At 71.8% G+C, this 18,676-nt stretch carries 14 protein-coding genes and 1 pseudogene; 9 read left to right on the top strand and 6 right to left on the bottom strand.

Annotation, left to right across the window (positions count from 1 at the left end; all coding sequences use genetic code 11):
* Positions 1 to 42 precede the first annotated feature (42 nt).
* The gene (locus ACFV3E_RS05015) at positions 43 to 2,064 is read right to left on the bottom strand and encodes a M3 family metallopeptidase (RefSeq protein WP_500369407.1); all 2,022 of its coding nucleotides are present in this window, start codon (positions 2,062 to 2,064) and stop codon (positions 43 to 45) included.
* A 59-nt stretch (positions 2,065 to 2,123) separates the two neighbouring features.
* On the opposite strand from ACFV3E_RS05015, the gene ACFV3E_RS05010 reads away from it, so the two are divergent.
* Together ACFV3E_RS05010 and ACFV3E_RS05005 are read left to right on the top strand one after the other, a co-directional pair.
* Positions 2,124 to 2,792 carry a TetR/AcrR family transcriptional regulator gene (locus ACFV3E_RS05010; RefSeq protein WP_500533423.1) on the top strand — a complete coding sequence of 223 codons (669 nt, stop codon included), beginning with the start codon at positions 2,124 to 2,126 and terminating at the stop codon, positions 2,790 to 2,792.
* 193 nt (positions 2,793 to 2,985) lie between these two features.
* Positions 2,986 to 3,189, top strand: coding sequence for a MarR family transcriptional regulator (locus tag ACFV3E_RS05005; protein ID WP_499511963.1), 204 nt, complete (start codon positions 2,986 to 2,988; stop codon positions 3,187 to 3,189).
* Between the two features lie 18 nt (positions 3,190 to 3,207).
* Here the strand turns inward: ACFV3E_RS05005 and ACFV3E_RS05000 are convergent, their stop codons facing one another.
* The gene (locus ACFV3E_RS05000; RefSeq protein WP_500533422.1) at positions 3,208 to 5,487 is read right to left on the bottom strand and encodes an MMPL family transporter; all 2,280 of its coding nucleotides are present in this window, start codon (positions 5,485 to 5,487) and stop codon (positions 3,208 to 3,210) included.
* 119 nt (positions 5,488 to 5,606) lie between these two features.
* Here ACFV3E_RS05000 and ACFV3E_RS04995 point away from each other — a divergent pair, with 119 nt between their 5' ends.
* Entirely contained in the window at positions 5,607 to 6,269 is a 663-nt protein-coding gene (locus tag ACFV3E_RS04995; protein WP_500533421.1) for a TetR/AcrR family transcriptional regulator, read from the top strand.
* A gap of 39 nt (positions 6,270 to 6,308) precedes the next feature.
* Here ACFV3E_RS04995 and ACFV3E_RS04990 read toward each other — a convergent pair whose 3' ends face one another.
* The 4 genes from ACFV3E_RS04990 to recD2 all read right to left on the bottom strand — a co-directional run bounded on the left by ACFV3E_RS04990 (position 6,309) and on the right by recD2 (position 12,077).
* Positions 6,309 to 7,046, bottom strand: a complete 738-nt coding sequence (locus ACFV3E_RS04990; protein ID WP_500533420.1) for a DedA family protein — start codon at positions 7,044 to 7,046, stop codon at positions 6,309 to 6,311.
* A 219-nt stretch (positions 7,047 to 7,265) separates the two neighbouring features.
* On the bottom strand, positions 7,266 to 8,012 hold the full coding sequence (locus ACFV3E_RS04985) for an SDR family NAD(P)-dependent oxidoreductase (protein ID WP_500369397.1): 747 nt from the start codon (positions 8,010 to 8,012) through the stop codon (positions 7,266 to 7,268).
* Positions 8,013 to 8,436: 424 nt separating this feature from the next.
* Positions 8,437 to 9,726 carry a citrate synthase gene (locus ACFV3E_RS04980; protein ID WP_500533419.1) on the bottom strand — a complete coding sequence of 430 codons (1,290 nt, stop codon included), beginning with the start codon at positions 9,724 to 9,726 and terminating at the stop codon, positions 8,437 to 8,439.
* Between the two features lie 131 nt (positions 9,727 to 9,857).
* Positions 9,858 to 12,077: an SF1B family DNA helicase RecD2 gene (recD2, locus tag ACFV3E_RS04975; RefSeq protein WP_500533418.1), complete on the bottom strand. Its 2,220-nt coding sequence runs from the start codon at positions 12,075 to 12,077 to the stop codon at positions 9,858 to 9,860.
* 192 nt (positions 12,078 to 12,269) lie between these two features.
* Between recD2 and ACFV3E_RS04970 the strand changes: the two genes are divergently transcribed.
* From ACFV3E_RS04970 to ACFV3E_RS04945, 6 genes and pseudogenes are all read left to right on the top strand, one after another.
* Positions 12,270 to 13,283 (top strand): LacI family DNA-binding transcriptional regulator, encoded by a 1,014-nt coding sequence (locus ACFV3E_RS04970; RefSeq protein WP_500533417.1) that lies wholly within the window; start codon positions 12,270 to 12,272, stop codon positions 13,281 to 13,283.
* A 26-nt stretch (positions 13,284 to 13,309) separates the two neighbouring features.
* Positions 13,310 to 14,830, top strand: a complete 1,521-nt coding sequence (locus tag ACFV3E_RS04965) for a sugar ABC transporter ATP-binding protein (RefSeq protein WP_500533692.1) — start codon at positions 13,310 to 13,312, stop codon at positions 14,828 to 14,830.
* A pseudogene (locus tag ACFV3E_RS04960) lies at positions 14,820 to 16,788 on the top strand (ABC transporter permease/substrate-binding protein). Before ACFV3E_RS04965 ends, ACFV3E_RS04960 begins: the two are co-directional and overlap by 11 nt.
* A 43-nt stretch (positions 16,789 to 16,831) precedes the next feature.
* Entirely contained in the window at positions 16,832 to 17,734 is a 903-nt protein-coding gene (gene rbsK / locus ACFV3E_RS04955; RefSeq protein ID WP_500533416.1) for a ribokinase, read from the top strand.
* Positions 17,731 to 18,120 (top strand): D-ribose pyranase, encoded by a 390-nt coding sequence (gene rbsD / locus ACFV3E_RS04950; protein ID WP_499511972.1) that lies wholly within the window; start codon positions 17,731 to 17,733, stop codon positions 18,118 to 18,120. Before rbsK ends, rbsD begins: the two co-directional genes overlap by 4 nt.
* A 64-nt stretch (positions 18,121 to 18,184) precedes the next feature.
* On the top strand, positions 18,185 to 18,628 hold the full coding sequence (locus ACFV3E_RS04945) for a DUF937 domain-containing protein (RefSeq protein WP_500533415.1): 444 nt from the start codon (positions 18,185 to 18,187) through the stop codon (positions 18,626 to 18,628).
* Positions 18,629 to 18,676 lie beyond the last annotated feature (48 nt).

Genomic DNA, 18,676 nt, shown 5'->3' with positions numbered 1-18,676 from the left:
GGTCAGCCGGTCAGGCGGTCAGGCGGTCAGCCGGTCAGGCGGTCAGCCGGTCAGGCCGCGGCGCGTCAACAGCGGCTCGATGCGCGGCGCACGGCCCCGGAAGCCCTCGAACGCGGCCATCGGGTCGACGCTGCCCCCGCGGGAGAGCAGTTCGCGGCGGAAGGTGTCGCCGTTCTCGCGCCGCAGGCCGCCGTTCTCCTTGAACCACTCCACGGTGTCCGCGTCGAGCACCTCGCTCCAGATGTACGAGTAGTACCCGGCGCTGTAGCCGTGGGCGAAGATGTGCGCGAAGTAGGTGCTGCGGTAACGCGGCGGGATCGCGGGCAGCGCGAGCCCGGCCTCCTTCAGGGCGGCGGCCTCGAACTCCTCCGCGTCGCCCGGGTCGTGGCCGGCCGGGATGGTGTGCCAGGCCCAGTCGAGGACGGCGGCCGCCAGGTACTCCACCGTACGGAAGCCCTGCCCGAACCGCTCCGCGGCCTCCATCCGGGCCACCAGTTCGGCGGGCATGGGCTCGCCGGTCTCGTGGTGGCGGGCGTAGTGGGCCAGCACCTGCGGCCAGGTCACCCACATCTCGTTGACCTGGGAGGGGTACTCGACGAAGTCGCGCGGGACGGCCGTACCGGAGAAGAAGGGGTGGCGGACGTCGGAGAACAGGCCGTGCAGGGCGTGGCCGAACTCGTGGAAGAGGGTGTTGACCTCGTCGTAGGTGAGCAGCGCGGGCTCGCCGGCGGCGGGCTTGGCGACGTTGAGGTTGTTGACCACGACGGGCTTGCGGCCGAAGAGCGCGGACTGGTCGACCAGGCTGTTCATCCAGGCGCCGCCGCGCTTGGAGGCGCGGGCGAAGTAGTCGCCCAGGTAGAGGCCGAGGGGCGAGCCGTCGGCGTTGAAGACCTCGAAGACCCGGACATCGGGGTGGTAGCCGGCGAGGTCGGCGCGCTCGGTGAAGCTCAGACCGTAGACCTGGCCGGCGGCGAAGAAGACGCCGTCCTGGAGGACCCGGTCCAGCTCGAAGTAGGGGCGCATGACGGCGGTGTCGATGTCGTACTCCGCCTTGCGGACCTTCTCCGACCAGTACGTCCAGTCCCAGGCGGAGAAGTCCTCCAGCCCGGAGGCGGCGGTCAGGGCGGCGGCCTCGCGCTCGGCGTTGGCGACGGCGGGCGGGACCAGACGGGCGAGCAGCGAGGTCACGGCCTCGGGGGTGCCGGCGGTCTGGTCGGCGACGACGTACGCGGCGTGGTTCTCGTAGCCGAGCAGGGCGGCGCGCTCGGCGCGCAGCCGGGCGAGGCGGGCGGTGAGTTCGCGGTTGGAGGTCAGGCCGCGGCCGAGCGAGGCCTCCAGCAGGCGGCGGCGCAGGGCACGGTCGTCGAGCGAGGCCAGTTCGGACTGGTTGGAGAAGTTCTTCAGGCTGAGGACGTACCGGCCGTCGTGGCCGAGGGCCGTGGCGTTGGCGGCCGCGGCGGCGACGGCGTCGGCGGAGAGCCCGGCCAGTTCGTCGGCGCCGTCGAGGACGAGGGCGGCGGCCTTGGTGTCGGCGAAAAGGTTCTGCTCGAAGGCGGTGGAGGCTTCCGCGATCTCCGCGTTGAGCGCCCTCAGGCGCTCGCGGCCCTCCTCGGTGAGTTCGGCGCCCGCGCGGACGAAACGGGTGTGGTAGCGCTCCAGCAGCCGCAGCGCCTCGGCGTCCAGGCCGAGTTCCCGGCGGGTCTCGTACAGCGCCTTGACGCGGCCGTAGAGGACGGGGTCGAGGTGGATGGCGTCGGCGTGGGCGGCGAGGGCCGGGTTGATCCTGGCCTCGATCTCCTGGATGCCCGGACCGGTGTCGGCGCTCGCGCGGTTGAAGAAGACCTTCGACACGCGGTCCAGCAGGTCTCCGGAGCGCTCCAGGGCGACGATCGTGTTCTCGAAGCCCGGTGGTTCGGGGTTCGCGGCGACGGCCTCGGTCTCGGCGAGCTGCTCGGCCATCCCCTGCTCGAAGGCGGGGAGGTAGTGCTCCTCGCGGATGTCGGCGAAGGGCGGCAGCTCGTACGGGAGGGTGCTCGGGCTGAGGAAGGGATTCGTCGAGGTCACGCCACCGACCTTACGCCCGGTGCCTGCCGCCGGGACGTGGCCTTCCCTAGGATGCCCGGATGGCAGCTACGCGTACGGACGGCCGGGTGGAGCGCGGCAACCAGACCCGCCGGATGGTGCTGGACCGCACCATGGCGATCGCCTCGGTCGAGGGTCTGGAGGGGCTGTCGCTGGGCCGGCTGGCTACCGAACTCGGGCTCAGCAAGAGCGGGGTGTTCGCCCTGTTCGGGTCGAAGGAGGAGCTGCAGCTCGCCACCGTGCGGGCGGCCCGCGAGGTGTACATCCGGCAGGTGGTGGAGCCGTCGCGTCAGCTGCCGGCGGGGCTGGCGCGGGTGTGGCGGCTGTGCGAGTCGTGGCTGGACTACTCGCGGCGGCGGGTGTTCCCGGGCGGCTGCTTCCTGCTGGCGGTGTCGGCGGAGTACGACGCGCGCAGCGGGCCGGTGCACGACGTGGTCGCCCAGGCCCGGCTGGAGTGGACGACCTACGTCGAGATCACCCTCGAGAAGGCCCGGCGGACGGGACAGCTGCGCGCGGATGCCGACATCCCGTTGCTGGCCTTCGAGCTGGTCGCGCTGCTGGACACCGGCAACCTGCAGTCGGTGCTCTTCGACGACGTCGCGGCCTACACCCGGGCGGGCACCGCCATCCTCAATCGTCTGAGGGCCGTGGCCGACGGGGACGCGGCCGAGGGGGAAGTCGCCCCGCTGCCCGCCCGGTTCGAGGGCTGAGGCGCGCGGCTTCCCGCACCCGGACGGCTTCTCCGACAATCAGGGAGGCCGGTCATGCCTTCGCCACATTTGTCACCGTTACGCGGGCTCCGCGTCACAGACGATCAACAGCCCCTTCCGCCCTTGATCGCATGTCGTTGTCCCGGCGAGGCCGGCCACCCCCCGAGGCCGGCGCATGGGAGGTGCGTGGGAGATGACGGACCGGACCCTCTGGTCGTACGCCGAGATCGCCGCTCACATCCGGGTGCAGGTCGACACCGTGCGCTCGTACCGCAAGCACGGGCACCTGCCGCCCCCCGACATCGTGGAGGGCGGCAAGCCGTTCTGGTACGCGGACACCATCCGTCTGTGGAGCTCCCGGCGCCCCGGGAACCGAGGACGCCAGGAGTTCGGCTGACGTCGGCCCGGCCGCCGCTCAGCCCGAGCGGGCCGGCTCCGGCTCCGGCTCCGGTACGGGCTCCTCCCGCACAGGGGCCCGGCCGGGGCCCTCGCCCTCGCTCAGCCCGAACCGGTCGTGCAGCGCCTTCAGCGGCCGCGGCGCCCACCAGGTGGCCCGGCCGGTCAGCCGCATCACGGCGGGCACGAGCAGGGTGCGCACCACCATCGCGTCCATGAGGACGGCGAGCGCGATCCCGAGGCCCAGCATCTTGGTGTTGGCGATCCGCGAGGTGCCGATGGCCACCATCACCACCGCCAGGATCACCGCGGCCGCGGTGATGAGCCCGCCGGTGCGGCGCACCCCGAAGACGACCGCCGCGCGGTGGTCACCGGTCCGGTCGTGCTCCTCCTTGATGCGCGACAGGAGGAAGACGCCGTAGTCCATCGAGAGTCCGAAGGCGACGCAGAACATCAGCACCGGCAGTGTGGTCTCGATGCTGCCCGTCGCGGTGAAGTCGAGCAGGCCGGACAGGTGACCGTCCTGGAACACCCACACCACCGCGCCGAACATGGCGGTGAGGCTCAGCGCGTTGAGCAGCACGGCCTGCAGCGGGATGACCGCGCTGCCGGTGAGGAGGAAGACCAGCACCAAGGTCACCGCGGCGATCAGCGCGGCCGCCCACGGCAGGCGGTCGGCTATGACGTCCTTGGTGTCGACCAACTGGGCCGCGGTGCCGGTGGCGGAGACCTTGAAGGGGGCGTCGACCGCCCGGATCCTGCCGACGAGGTCCTGGCTCGCCTCGTCCACGGACTCCGCCTTCGGCAGCACGGTGAGGTACGCCGCGCCGTCGGTGGCCCTGGCCGCCTCGGCCGGACCGGGCGCCGCGGTCCGCCGGCCCTGCGCGTACTGGCCGGCCGGGCCGTCGACGACGACCACTCCGGGCAGCGCGGACAGCCTGCCGCTGTAGTCGCCGAGCTGGGCCGCGGTGGGACGGCCCTCGGCGAGCACGGTGATCTCTCCGCCGGGGTTGCCGGGGAACCCGTCGCGTATGTGCTGCTGCACGACGTGCGCCTCGGCCGTCGCGGGCAGCTGGCGGTCGTCGGCGGTGCCGAACTGCACCTGCAGGAAGGGCAGTCCCAGCAGGACCAGCCCGGCGACCGTGCCGATCGCGAACAGCGGAGCACGCCGCATCACCAGGCGGGCGAGCCTCGCGTAGCCCGCGCCCGGCTCCCGTCCGGCCTTCGCGCTCCGCCGGCGCGACAGGAGACGACGCAGGTCGAGGGAGTTGACCCGGTGGCCGAGCACCACCAGCGCTGCGGGCAGGATCACCAGCGCGGCGGCGGCCGCGAGCAGCACCACGGCGATGCCCGCGTACGCGAACGAGCGCAGGAAGTACTGCGGGAACAGGAACATCGCGGAGAGCGCGGCGGCCACGGTGAGGGCCGAGAAGAGCACCGTGCGCCCGGCCGTGCGCAGCGTGGCGCCCACGGCGGTCAGCGGGTCGGCCCCGGTGTCCAGCTCCTCCCGGAAGCGCCGCACGACGAACAGGGCGTAGTCGATGGCGAGTCCGAGGCCGAGGGCCGTGGTGAGGTTCTGAGCGAAGATCGAGACGTCCGTGAACGTCGTGATGCCCCGCAGCACGGCGTTGGTGCCCAGGATCGCCACGACGCCGACGCCCAGCGGCAGTACGGCCGCGACGGCGCTGCCGAACACCATGATGAGCAGCAGGAGGGTGATCGGCAGCGCGATGAGCTCGGCGCGGGCCAGGTCCTCCTGGATCGTGGTCTGCAGGTCGTGCCGGAACGCGGCCATGCCGCCGACCTTGACCTCCACCGCGCCGTGCGGTCCCCGGTATTCGGGGGCGATGCGCTCGACGGCCGCGGCGACGGCGTCGTCGTCGCCGCCGATCCGGGCGACGATCATGGCCTCACGGCCGTCCTCGGCGCGCAGCGCGGAGGCTCGGGTCGTCCAGTACGAGGTGACGCCGGCGATGTCCTCGTCCGCCGCGAGCCGGCGACCGAGCTCCCGTCCCTCGGCCGCCACCTCCGGGGAGTCCACAGCGGCGCCGCGGCCGTCGACGAGGAGGATCAGATTGGGCTGCGAGTCCGGGAAGTACCTCTCCAGCGCGTCCGCCGCGTAGGCCGACTCCGAGCCGGGGGCTTCCCATCCGCCGCTGCGCAGCCGGTCCGCGACGCCGCTGCCCGCGACCACGGCGAGGGCGGTGAACAGCAGCGCCAGCAGCAGGGTGAGACGAGGACGGGCGGTCATCGCCCGGGTCCAGCCCCCCGGCGGGCGCTCACGGTTGACATCCGACATGACAGAGGTGTCCCCTCCCCTGAGGAACCGCCGTAAAATGGCGAACACGAGCGATCACTCGCGTTTCTTCAGAATGTGAGCGACCACTCGCGTTTGTCAAACATGATTGGGGATTACACGTGCCTGAGGAGCAGAAGCCTCGACGCCGGCAGGCCCGCGGCGAACGGCGCGTGGCGCAGCTGCTGGAGGCGGCGGCCGACGTGTTCTGCAAGGTGGGCTACACCGCGGCCACCACGAACGCGATCGCCCGCGAGGCGGGCGTGTCCCCGGGCACGCTCTACCAGTTCTTCCCGAACAAGGAGGCCATCGCCATCGAGCTGGGCGGCATCCTCAACCAGCGGATGCGCGAGGGGCACGGGGAGCTGTTCACCCCCGAGAACGCCTCGCTGCCGCTGCGCGAGATGCTCGAGGTCATCGTCGCCCCGATGATCGAGTTCAACTGCCAGAACCCCGCCTTCCTCGCCCTGGTCCACGACAGCGACATCCCCGGCACGGTCGTCATGGAGCACGACACCCTGCACACCTCCCTGCTGGAGCGCGTGGAGACCCTGCTCGGCCTGCGCGCGCCCGCCCTTTCGGCCGCCGAGCGGGCGCGGGTGGCCGCGATGGCCTTCGGCCTGTTCAAGGCGGGCCTGGCCCTGGTCCTGGCGCACGAGGGCGCCGAGCGGGACGCGTACGTCGGCGAGGTCAAGGCCGCGCTGTACGGCTACCTCGCCCCGCACGTCGGCACCGGGGCCGTCGCCATCACGGAAGCCGTCGGCACCCCCGCCGCGACCCCCTGAGACCGGGACCGGCACGGCCCGCTCCCCCGGCGGCGCGCCTCAGCCCCGCAGCGCCCGGTCCGCGGGCTTCCCCTGCGGGGCGTCCCCCTCCGGTTCGTCCGTCCCGGAGGACCCGGCGCCGCCCGAGGCCACCACGCGTCCGGGGGACGTCGTACCCGCCGGGGCCGAGCGGCGCCCGGAGAGCACTTGCGCCACGCTGCCGATTCCGGCCACGGCCAGGGAGACCCCGAGGCCCAGCGCGACGGCGTACAGCGAGTTGGACATGGCGAGGCCGCCGAAGTAGCCCAGGCCCACCGAGTACGTCGCCCAGACCGCCTCGGCCACGCCCGCGCCGATCAGGTAACGGCGGGCCGGGTAGCGCACGATGCCCGCCGAGAGGCCGCCGACGACCCGCCCGCTGGGCAGGAAGCGGACGCCGATGACGAAGGGGATCCCGTGCCGCTGTATCCGGACGCTGGCCCACTCCAGCAGCGCACGGCGCCGCTGCCGCCGGTACAGCCGGGTCAGGACCCGGCCGCTGACGGCGCGGCCGGTGCGGTGGATCAGCAGGTCGCCCAGGAGCGCGCTGCCGGCGACGACCAGCAGGACCAGGGCGATGTCCAGCCTTCCCTGGGCGGCCAGCACGCCCCCTGTGACCAGGAGCGCCGCGTTGGGTACCAGGGGCGGCGCGGTGGTGGCGGCGAGCACCGCGTACGCCCAGATGACGTGGCCGTCCCGCAGGTACCCCTCGAGGCCTGCGGTGAAGTCCAGGGCCGACACGATCCGTGCAACGTCCATCCGGCCGCCCCTCTTCCCGCCCCGGCCCGTCCCCCGTCTCCCGTTCCAGGCCTCAACGCTGGCAGGGCCGCGATGGAGGGGCAAGGCGATTTCGCCGGGATCGGGGCATTCCCAGGGTTTTCCCGGGGGCGCCTCATCCTCAGGTACGGGGCCGCAGCGACCGGCTGTGGCGCGGGGAGTACGCCCGGCGTACTCCCCGCGGGACGCGCGTGCGTCAGCTCAGCGGCCGAGCAGTTCGCCGCCGTTGCACTGCAGGATCTCCCCGGTGATGAAACCCGCCTCGGGGGAGGCGAGGAAGACCACCGCGGAGGCGACGTCCTCGGGCCGCCCGACCCGGCCGACCAGGGTCCGGCCCGCCCTGCGGGTCAGCTCGGCGGCGTCGAGCCGGGCGCCGAAGAACTCGGTGCCCGCCACGGTGCCCGGGGCGACGATGTTGCAGGTCACGCCGCGCGGGCCGAGCTGCGCCGCCAGGGAGTGGTTCCAGGCGTGCAGGGCGGCCTTGGAGGCCCCGTAGGAGCCCCCGCCGCGCAGCGCGGCCACCGAGGTGACGGTGATGACCCGGCCGCCCTCGGGGAGCCGGTCACGTACGGATTCGGTCACCAGGACGGCGGTGAGGACGTTGCGTTCGAAGTCGCCGCGCCAGCGGGCCAGCACCCCGTGCGGGCCAGCCCCGATCGCGAGTTCCCGGCTGCCCGCGTTGTTGACCAGGACGTCGATGCGCCGGGGCAGCCGCTCGAGGGTCGCCTCCACGTCGTCGGGGTCGGCGAGGTCGCAGACGACCGGGGTGACGTCGTAACCGTGCTGGGAGCGCAGTTCGTCGGCGGTGGCGCGCAGCACCTCGCGGCGCCGGCCGACGATGGTCACATGGTCGCCGGCCTCGGCGAAGAGGGTGGCCACCGACCGGCCGATTCCCGTGCCCCCGCCGGTCACCACGACGTGCCGGCCCACACTTGCGTTCTGCGACATCACGCTCCGCCCCTCGAGGAGGAACAGCACGTTACGGGACGGGGGCTACGCGACCGGCACGGGGGTCTGCCATGATGCGGATGGCGTAGGAGATGCGTAGCCGAGACCGAGATCACACTGGCTGGAACGTAACCTTTTGGTTTACGAGGGGGTCTAACCCGGCGAAGACACCGGGCTCCCGGCGGACTCGGTGAGATGATGAGCGGGTTGTCTTTGGGGGACAGCCCGGTCGCCATGCCGGGGCGAACTGCCCGGAGAGCTTTGAGCGGCCCTCCCGGGTGCTTGGTCCCGGCTGGGCGAGCGCACCCAAAGAACGCCCGGTACGGACCCGTGGGGGGATCCGCTCCGGGAAACAGGAGCGCCCCGTGCCGAACCCGTGGGGGGATTCGGCGCGGGGCGTTTCTCTGTGCGCGGGGCGCTCGCGTCAGCGGGCCTCGACCGGGACGTAGTCCCGCTCGACGATGCCCGTGTAGACCTGGCGCGGACGGCCGATCCGGGAACCCGGCTCGGTGATCATCTCGTGCCACTGGGCGATCCAGCCGGGGAGCCGGCCGAGCGCGAAGAGCACGGTGAACATCGTGCTCGGGAAGCCCATGGCCCGGTAGATCAGGCCGGTGTAGAAGTCCACGTTCGGGTAGAGGTTGCGCGAGACGAAGTAGTCGTCGCTGAGCGCGTGCTCCTCGAGCTTCAGCGCGATGTCCAGCAGCTCGTCGGACTTGCCGAGGGCGGACAGGACGTCGTGCGCCGCGGACTTGATGATCTTGGCTCGGGGGTCGAAGCTCTTGTAGACCCGGTGGCCGAAGCCCATCAGGCGGACGCCGTCCTCCTTGTTCTTCACCTTGCGGATGAAGGCGTCCACGTCGCCGCCGTCGGCCTGGATGGACTCCAGCATCTCCAGCACGCTCTGGTTGGCGCCGCCGTGCAGCGGGCCCCACAGGGCGTTGATGCCCGCGGAGATCGACGCGAACAGGTTGGCCTGCGAGGAGCCGACCAGGCGGACGGTGGAGGTGGAGCAGTTCTGCTCGTGGTCCGCGTGGAGGATGAGGAGCTTGTCCAGGGCGTCGACGACGACCGGGTTGAGCTCGTACTCCTCGGCGGGCACGGCGAAGGTCATCCGCAGGAAGTTCTCGACGTAGCCGAGGTCGTTGCGCGGGTAGACGAAGGGGTGGCCGACCGACTTCTTGAAGGCGTACGCGGCGATCGTCGGCAGCTTGGCGATGAGCCGGATCGTCGAGAGGTAGCGCTGCTTCTCGTCGAACGGGTTGTGGCTGTCCTGGTAGAAGGTCGACAGCGCGCTGACCACGGAGGACAGCATCGCCATCGGGTGGGCGTCCCGCGGGAAGCCCTGGAAGAACCGTTTGACGTCCTCGTGGAGGAGCGTGTGCTGCGTGATGTCGCCGCGGAAGGCGGCGAGCTCGTCGACGGTGGGGAGCTCACCGTTGATGAGAAGGTACGCGGTCTCCAGGAAGGTGCCGCGCTCGGCGATCTGCTCGATGGGGTAGCCGCGGTAGCGGAGGATTCCCTGCTCGCCGTCGAGGTAGGTGATCGCGGACTTGTAGGCCGCGGTGTTGCCGTAGCCGCTGTCCAGGGTGACCAGGCCGGTGTTGGCGCGCAGCTTGCCGATGTCGAAGCCGTCGTCCCCAACGGTGCCCTCGATCACCGGGTAGCTGTACTCGCTGTCCCCGTACCGCAGTACTACAGAGTTGTCGCTCACGTCATTCCCTCACCGACGTCGTGCCTCTTCTTCGAGGTTGGTAGGTGCCCTGACTACCCCTACTGTCCCCCATTTGGCGTGGCCACGTGCACTCGGGGTCGGTCGAGGAGCCGAATGATGGCACTCAGTGCCTATTTTGCCGCCCGAGTCAGCCGGTGGTCGAGTGCCGTGAAGCGTCTGCCTGCGGAGACGGTGCGCACCGCCTGGCCGATCGCCTTGCGCGAACCCACGAGCACGACCAATCGCTTTGCCCGGGTAACGGCGGTATACAGCAGGTTCCGCTGGAGCATCATCCACGCCCCGGTGGTGACAGGGATCACCACGGCGGGATACTCGCTGCCCTGTGACCGGTGGATCGTCACCGCGTAGGCGTGCGCCAGCTCGTCCAGCTCGTCGAAGTCGTAAGGAATCTCCTCGTCCTCGTCGGTCAGTACGGTGAGCCGCTGCTCCACGGCGTCCAGGGAGGTGACGACCCCCACCGTTCCATTGAAGACTCCATTGGCGCCTTTTTCATAGTTGTTCCTGATCTGCGTCACCTTGTCGCCCACGCGGAAGGTGCGGCCGCCGAAGCGCCGCTCCGGCAGGTCGGGGCGGGCCGGGGTGACGGCCTGCTGCAGCAGGCCGTTCAGCACGCCGGCGCCCGCGGGGCCGCGGTGCATGGGGGCGAGCACCTGGACGTCGCGGCGCGGGTCGAGGCCGAACCGGCGCGGGATGCGGCGGGCCGCCACGTCCACCGTGAGCCGGGCCGTCTCCTCGCCGTCCTCCTCCACGAAGAGGAAGAAGTCGTCCAGCCCCTGGGTGACCGGGTGCGCTCCGGAGTTGATCCGGTGCGCGTTGGTCACCACGCCGGACTCCTGGGCCTGCCGGAAGATGCGGGTCAGCCGGACCGACGGGACCGGGCCGCCCTCGGCCAGCAGATCGCGCAGCACCTCGCCGGCGCCGACGCTGGGCAGCTGGTCGACGTCACCGACGAAGAGCAGGTGGGCCCCCGGCGGCACGGCCTTGACCAGCTTGTTCGCCAGCAGCAGGTCGAGCATCGAGGCCTCGTCGACGACGACCAGGTCGGCGTCGAGGGGCCGCTCCCGGTCGTACGCGGCGTCTCCGCCCGGCTTGAGCTCCAGCAGCCGGTGGACCGTCGAGGCCTCGGCCCCGGTGAGCTCGGCCAGCCGCTTGGCCGCCCTGCCGGTGGGCGCGGCCAGTACGACCTTGGCCTTCTTCGCCTGCGCCAGGGCCACCACGGACCTGACGGTGAAGGACTTGCCGCAGCCCGGGCCGCCGGTCAGCACGGCGACCTTCTCGGTGAGCGCCAGCCGCACCGCCTGCTGCTGCTCGGGGGCGAGGTCCGCGCCCGTGCGCTCGGCGAGCCAGGTCAGCGCCTTGCCCCAGTCCACGTCACGGAAGCCGGGCATCCGGTCCTCCGTGCCGCGCAGCAGCCGCAGCAGCGAGCCGGCCAGGGAGATCTCCGCCCGGTGGAAGGGCACCAGGTACACCGCGCGCACCGGCTCGCCACCGCCGTCGGGGGCGGGCACGGGCTCGATGACCACGCCCTCCTCGCCGGCCAGCTCCGCGAGGCAGTCGATGACCAGCCCGGTGTCCACCTGGAGCAGTTTCACCGCGTCCGACAGCAGTTGCTCCTCGGGCAGGAAGCAGTTGCCGCTGTCGGTCGCCTGCGACAGCGCGTACTGGAGACCGGCCTTGACGCGCTCGGGGCTGTCGTGCGGGATGCCGACGGCCCGCGCGATGCGGTCGGCGGTGAGGAAGCCGATGCCCCAGACGTCGGCCGCCAGCCGGTAGGGCTGGTTCTTCACCACGGAGATCGAGGAGTCCCCGTACTCCTTGTAGATCCGCACCGCGATCGAGGTGGACACGCCGACGCCCTGGAGGAAGACCATGACCTCCTTGATGGCCTTCTGCTCCTCCCAGGCGGCGCCGATCAGCTTGGTGCGCTTGGGGCCCAGGCCCGGGACCTCCACCAGCCGCGCGGGCTCCCGCTCGATGACCTCCAGGGTGTCGGTGCCGAAGTGCTCGACGATCCGCTCGGCGATCCGCGGGCCGATGCCCTTGATCAGCCCGGAGCCGAGGTACCGCCGTATGCCCTGGATCGTGGCCGGAAGGACGGTCGTGTAGTTCTCCACGGTGAACTGCTTGCCGTACTGCGGATGGGAGCCCCAACGGCCCTCCATGCGCAGCGACTCGCCCGGCTGGGCGCCGAGCAGCGAGCCGACCACGGTCAGCAGATCGCCGGCGCCGCGACCGGTGTCGACCCGGGCGACCGTGTACCCGTTCTCCTCGTTGGCGTACGTGATCCGTTCGAGGACGCCCTCGACGACGGCCAGTCTCAACTCCCCCACGGCGCGGGCCACCTCCCCGGATCTGCGATGTGATCCGACGGTACCGCCCGGCCCCGACAGGCCGCCGAGGGCTGTGGACAACTCCGCCCGGCGGGGCCTCTGAATGTAACGATCCGGTTTCGTGCTCTTGCCCTGGAGCATGTAATCGATTCCAATCCTCTTTGTAATCGATTCCACGAGGAGGTGGGACGGGTGGCGAGCATCAAGGACGTGGCATCACGCGCGGGTGTCTCCGTCGCGACGGTCTCCCGCGTGCTCAATGACCACCCGGCGGTCCGCCCGGGCACCCGCACCCGGGTGCTGGAGGCCGTGGCCGAGCTCGGCTACCGGCCCAACGCGGTGGCGCGCTCGCTGCGCACCGACCAGACCCGGACCCTCGGGCTGGTCATCAGCGACGTGCTGAACCCCTTCTTCACCGAGCTCGCCCGCTCGGTGGAGGACGAGGCCAGGGCACTGGGCTACAGCGTGATCATCGGCAACGCCGACGAGCGGCCGGAGCAGCAGGACCACCACATCCGCACGCTGCTGGACCGCCGCATCGACGGGCTGCTGGTCAGCCCCACCGACGGCGGTTCCCCGCTGATCCTGGACGCGGTACTCTCCGGCACCCCGATGGTCTTCGTCGACCGCTGGATCCCCGGCGTCGGCAACGACGTCCCGGTGATCCGCACCGACGGCTGCGACGCGGTGCGCGACCTGGTCGCCCACCTCCACGGCCTGGGCCACCGCCGGCTGGCGATCATCGCGGGCCCCGCCGCGACCACCACGGGCCGCGAGCGGGTGCGGGCCTTCCGTGAGGCGCTGGCCGCCTTCGGTCTGCAGCTGCCCGACGAGTACATAGGCCAGGGCGACTTCCAGGCGGACAGCGGCCGCAGGGCGACCGCCCGCTTCCTGGACCTGCCGGTCCCGCCCGACGTGGTCTTCGCCGCGGACAACCTGATGGCGCTCGGCGCCATGGACGAGATCCGCGCCTGCGGCCTGCGCGTGCCCGACGACATCGCGCTCGCCGCCTTCGACGACATCCCGTGGTTCCTCCACACCGATCCGCCGATCACCGCCATCGCCCAGCCCACCGGCGAGCTCGGCCGCGCGGCCGTGCGCTCGCTGATCGACCGGGTGGAGGGCAGGCCGGCGCCGTCGGTCACCGTGTCCGCCCGTCTCGTAGTCCGCCGCTCCTGCGGCGCGTCCGAAGGGAGTTCCCGTTGAGCACGAGCAGCCCCGAGCTCCTCCGCATGGAGGGCGTCCGCAAGGTCTTCCCCGGTGTGGTGGCCCTCGACGGCGTCGACTTCGACCTGCGCGGAGGCGAGGTGCACGTCCTGCTCGGCGAGAACGGCGCGGGCAAGAGCACCCTGATCAAGATGCTCTCCGGCGCCAACCGCCCCGACGGGGGACGGATCCTCGTCGACGGCGCGGAGGTGCGCATCCATGGTGCGCAGGACGCCGAGAAGCTGGGCATCGCGACCATCTACCAGGAGTTCAACCTCGTCCCGGCGCTGAGCGTCGCCGAGAACATCTTCCTGGGCCGCCAGCCGCGCCGACTCGGCCTGGTGAACCGCAAGCAGATGAACGCGGACGCCGCCGCCCTGCTGGCCCGGGTCGGCGTCGACGTCGACCCGCGCACCCCGGTCTCCGAACTGGGCATCGCCCGCCTGCAGATGGTGGAGATCGCCAAGGCGCTCAGCCTGAAGACGCGCGTCCTGATCATGGACGAGCCGACCGCGGTGCTCACCAGCGAGGAGGTCGACAAGCTCTTCCGGATCGTGCGCAAGCTGCGCGAGGACGGCGTCGGCATCGTCTTCATCACCCACCACCTGGAGGAGATCGCCGCGCTCGGCGACCGCGTGACCGTCCTGCGTGACGGCCGCAGCGTCTCCCAGGTGCCCGCGAGCACCCCCGAGGACGAACTGGTCCGGCTGATGGTGGGCCGCAGCATCGAGCAGCAGTACCCGCGCGAGCGCGCCGAAGCGGGCGCGCCCCTGCTGCGGGTCGAGGGCCTCACCCGGGGCGGCGTCTTCCACGACGTGAGCTTCGAGGTGCGGGCCGGCGAGGTCGTCGGCCTGGCCGGGCTCGTCGGCGCCGGGCGCACCGAGGTCGTCCGCGCGGTCTTCGGCGCCGACCCGTACGACTCCGGAACGGTCGAGGTGCTGGGCAAGCGGCTGCGCCGCCACGACGTCAACGCCGCCATGGACGCGGGCATCGGCCTGGTGCCGGAGGACCGCAAGGGTCAGGGCCTGGTGCTGGACGCCACCGTCCAGGAGAACCTGGGGCTGGTCACGCTCGGCCGGGCCACCCGCGCCGGGTTCGTCGACCGGGCCGGGCAGCGCAAGGCGGCCGACCGGATCTCGGGGCAGCTCAAGGTCCGCATGGCCGGGCTGCACCAGCACGTACGCACCCTGTCGGGCGGCAACCAGCAGAAGATCGTCATCGGCAAGTGGCTGCTGGCCGACACCAAGGTGCTCATCCTCGACGAGCCGACCCGGGGCATCGACGTCGGCGCCAAGGTCGAGATCTACCAACTCGTCAACCAGCTCACGGCCTCCGGCCACGCGGTGCTGATGATCTCCAGCGACCTCCCCGAGGTGCTGGGCATGAGCGACCGCGTCCTGGTGATGTCCCAGGGCAGGATCGCCGGTGAACTCCCCTCGCACGAGGCCACCCAGGACTCCGTCATGGCCCTGGCCGTCGGCACAGCGCCCACCGAGGGCGGCAACGCAACAGCAACGAAGGATGTGGAGGGCTCCCGTGGCCACTGACACGCTCAAAAGCAGTACGGACACGGGCGGCGTCGCCGCGGCGCGCCGTGTGCTCCTCAACAACGGCGCGCTCAGCGCCCTGGTGGTCCTGCTGGTGGCACTGTCGTTCCTGTCGGGCGACTTCCTGTCCACGCAGAACCTGCTCAACGTGGGCGTCCAGGCGGCCGTCGTCGCCATCCTCGCCTTCGGCTCCACCTTTGTGATCGTGGCGGCCGGCATCGACCTGTCGGTGGGCTCGGTCGCCGCGCTCTCCGCGACGGTGCTGGCCTGGAGCGCGAGTTCGGCGGGCCTGCCGGTGTGGCTGGCGGTCGTGCTGTCCGTCGCCACGGGTGTCGCCAGCGGTCTGCTGAGCGGCCTGCTGATCTCCTTCGGCAAGCTGCCGCCGTTCATCGCGACCCTCGCGATGCTGTCGATCGGCCGCGGCCTCACCCTGGTCATCTCCCAGGGCAGCCCCATCGCCTTCCCCGACTCCGTCTCCCACCTGGGCGACACCATCGGCGGCTGGCTGCCCGTCCCGGTCCTGGTGATGATCGTCGCGGGCGCCGCCACGGCGATCATCCTCGGCCGCACCTACATAGGCCGCGCCATGTACGCGATCGGCGGCAACGAGGAGGCGGCCCGCCTCTCCGGCATCCGCGTCAAGCGCCAGAAGATCATCATCTACGCGCTGTCCGGCCTCTTCGCGGCGGTCGCGGGCATCGTGCTCGCCTCCCGCCTGGCCTCGGCGCAGCCGCAGGCCGCCTACGGCTACGAGCTGGACGCCATCGCGGCGGTCGTCATCGGCGGCGCCAGCCTCTCCGGCGGCGTCGGCAAGGCGTCCGGCACCCTGATCGGCGCGCTGATCCTCGCCGTCCTCCGCAACGGCCTCAACCTGCTGTCGGTCTCCGCCTTCTGGCAGCAGGTCGTCATCGGCGCGGTCATCGCGCTGGCCGTCCTGCTCGACACCCTGCGCCGTCGCGCCTGACCGCGCCGCGCGCACCACAGACCCCCACTTCTTCTCCGCACCGCACCAGCAAGGAACCACCATGCGCACCAAGCTCATCTCCGCCACCACCGTCGCCGTCGCCGCCCTGGCGCTCACCGCGACCGCCTGCAACTCCGGCTCCGGCTCGTCCTCCGACGTGAAGGTGGGCCTGTCGGTCTCCACCCTCAACAACCCGTTCTTCGTGCAGCTGAAGGAGGGCGCGCAGGCCGAGGCGAAGAAGGAGGGCGTCGACCTGACCGTCACCGACGCGCAGAACGACGCGTCGCAGCAGGCCAACCAGCTGCAGAACTTCACCAGCCAGAACGTGAAGTCGATCATCGTCAACCCGGTGGACTCCGACGCAGCCGGTCCCTCGGTGAAGGCCGCCAACAAGGCCGGCATCCCCGTCGTCGCGGCCGACCGCGGCGTCAACAAGGCCGAGCTCGCCACCACCGTCGCCTCCGACAACGTCGAGGGCGGCCGGCTCGCCGCCAAGACCCTGGCCGATTCGCTGGGCGGCAAGGGCACCGTCGTCGTCCTCCAGGGCACCGCCGGCACCTCCGCAGCCAACGAGCGCGGCCAGGGCTTCAACGAGGGCATCAAGGCCTACCCGGGCATCAAGGTCGTGGCCCAGCAGGCCGCCGACTTCGACCGCACCAAGGGCCTGGACGTCATGACCAACCTGCTGCAGGCCCACTCCGACGTGACAGGCGTCTTCGCCCAGAACGACGAGATGGCCCTCGGCGCGATCAAGGCGCTCGGCGACAAGGCCGGCAAGTCGGTCAAGGTCGTCGGCTTCGACGGCACCCCCGACGGCCTCACCGCGGTCAAGGCCGGCACCCTGACCGCGTCCGTGGCACAGCAGCCGAAGGAGCTCGGCAAGCTGGCCGTGCAGAACGCGGTGAAGGCCGCCAAGGGCGAGAAGCTCGGCAGCCTGGTGAAGGTTCCGGTCAAGGTCGTCACCGAGAAGAACGTCGCCGACTTCTCCTCCTGACAGACCGCACCGGTACGGCAGGACCCCCGAAGGGAACACGCAGATGCACGGCTACGACCTGCTGGTCGTAGGGTCGGCCAACGCCGACCTGGTGATCCATGTCGACCGCCGCCCGGCGGCCGGCGAGACGGTCCTCGGCTCGGACCTCGCCACCCACCCGGGTGGCAAGGGGGCCAACCAGGCCGTCGCCGCCGCCCGCCTGGGCGCGCGCACGGCGCTCCTCGCGCGGGTCGGTGACGACGCCCACGGGCGGCTGCTCACCGGCTCGCTGAGATCGGCCGGCGTCGACACCACCGGCGTCCTCGGCGGCGACACCCCCACGGGGGTCGCGCTGATCACCGTGGACCCCTCGGGTGACAACAGCATCGTGGTCTCGCCGGGCGCCAACGCCCGGCTCACCGCGGCGGACGTGACCGGGGCGCGCGAGCTGCTGGCCGCCGCCCGGGTGATCTCGCTGCAACTGGAGATCCCCCTGGAGTCCGTGGCCGCCGCGGTGGCGACGGCCACGGAGGCCGGGACGCGGGTCGTACTGAACCCCTCGCCGCCCGCGGCACTGCCCCGGGAGGTGCTCGCCGGCTGCGACCCGCTCGTGGTCAACGAGCACGAGGCCCGTGTCCTGCTGGGCCCGGACGCCGGGGAGACCCCCGAGGCGTGGGCGGCGGGGCTGCTCGCCCTCGGCCCGCGCTCGGTGGTCGTCACGCTCGGTGGGGCGGGCGCGCTCGCCGCGACGCCGGACGGCACCGTGCGCATACCGAGCCCGCGGGTGGCGGCCGTCGACACCACCGGCGCCGGCGACTCCTTCACGGGGGCGCTGGCCTGGCGGCTCGGCGCGGGCGACGACCTGGTGACCGCCGTGCGGTTCGCGGTGCGGGTGGGCGCCGCCGCCGTCACGAAACCGGGTGCGCAGGAATCCTTCCCCACCCTCGAAGAAGTGGGTCAGCTGTGAAGAAGTCCGGAATCCTCAACCGCCATCTCGCGGGCGCACTCGCCGTGCTGGGCCACACCGACCTGGTCGTGGTCTGCGACGCGGGGCTCCCGATCCCTCCCGGGCCGATCGTCGTCGACCTCGCCTTCCGGGCCGGCACACCGTCCTTCTCCGAGGTCCTCGACGGCCTGCTGGAAGAGCTCGTGGTGGAGGGGGCGATCGCGGCCAAGGAGGTCCGCGAGCACAATCCCGAGGTGACCGCCCAGCTCGACGGTGCCTTCCCGGACCTGGAACTGGTGCCGCACGAGGAGTTCAAGGCCCGCACCCGGCAGGCCCGCCTGGTCGTCCGCACCGGCGAGTCCCGGCCGTACGCCAACGTCATCCTGCGCTGCGGCGTGCCCTTCTAGGGCGTACATCCGTCCGGCTGCGGTCGGCGGGCCGGGCGGGCGATTCGCGCGTAGCGTCCCGACCATGAGCGACCGACCGCTGAAGGACGAGGTGCTGGAGGAGCTGGGGGACGACCGGCTCCGGGAGATCACCGAGCTGCTCGGGACCGACGCCGGACAGGCGCAGCGGGTCGTGGGGAGCGCGGTGGCCTCGATCACGGGGGTGCTGACCGACGACGCGGTGACGCCCGGCGGCACCGCGGAGCTGTGCCAGGCCATGGAGCAGGCCGCGAACGAGCCCGAGCCGCTGCCCGCGGCCGCCGTCGGCTTCGCCGGGGTGCAGGGCGGTACGGGAGCGGAACCGGGCCGTGGGGTGCTGGCGGCCGTCCTGGCCAAGGTGGCCGCCCCGGCGGCGCGGGCGGTGGCCAAGCGGACCGGCCTCCCGGTCGAGGCGGTCACGGCGGCGCTGCAGACGCTGATCCCCGTGATGGCGTCCGTGCTGGCCCGGCGGGCCCGCGAGAAACGCTGAACCGCGGCGGACCGGTGGACCGGGCGAGTGGGCTTGTCGGACATGGCG

The organism is Streptomyces sp. NPDC059718 (assembly GCF_042733315.1).
Taxonomy (GTDB): domain Bacteria; phylum Actinomycetota; class Actinomycetes; order Streptomycetales; family Streptomycetaceae; genus Actinacidiphila.
Note: the sequence above shows the minus strand (reverse complement) of the source record. Positions and strands in the feature narration are given on the sequence as shown.